General features: G+C 51.5%; 1 pseudogene. It reads left to right on the forward strand.

Annotated features, from left to right (window positions below):
• Positions 1-509: pseudogene (locus I6E11_RS14830) on the forward strand (conjugative transposon protein TraJ); the annotation flags it as partial.
• Positions 510-540 lie beyond the last annotated feature (31 nt).

The raw sequence follows: 540 nt of genomic DNA on the forward strand, positions 1-540 counted from the left end.
ATATCCGGGACGCCTTCCGCAGTCTGCTGGAACTGCTTTTTGCCGCGGCATCCCTGCTTATAGATACGGTAAGGACCTTTTTTCTGGTTGTATTGTCCATCCTTGGTCCCATTGCCTTTGCCTTCAGCGTGTGGGACGGTTTCCAGTCCACGCTCAGCCAGTGGTTCACACGTTACATATCCGTCTATCTGTGGCTTCCCGTGAGTGACCTTTTCAGCTGTATGCTGGCCAAGATTCAGGTACTTATGCTGCAGAACGACATCCTGGAGCTCCAGAACAATCCGAACTATTCGCTGGACAACTCCAATTCGGTATATGTGATCTTCATGCTGATAGGTATCATCGGATATTTTACCGTGCCGACCGTGGCCGGATGGATTGTGCAGGCAGGCGGTGCCGGAAACTACAACCGAAACATCAACCGTACCGCGACCAAGGCCGGAGGATTTGCAGCCGGTGCCGCAGGTTCCGGACTGGGAAATATCGGAGGGCGTCTGCGTGGAAAATAAACAGAACAGGAACATAAAAATCATGAAAACA

Source organism: Bacteroides caecigallinarum, from assembly GCF_021531075.1.
In the GTDB taxonomy this organism is placed as follows: domain Bacteria; phylum Bacteroidota; class Bacteroidia; order Bacteroidales; family Bacteroidaceae; genus Phocaeicola; species Phocaeicola caecigallinarum_B.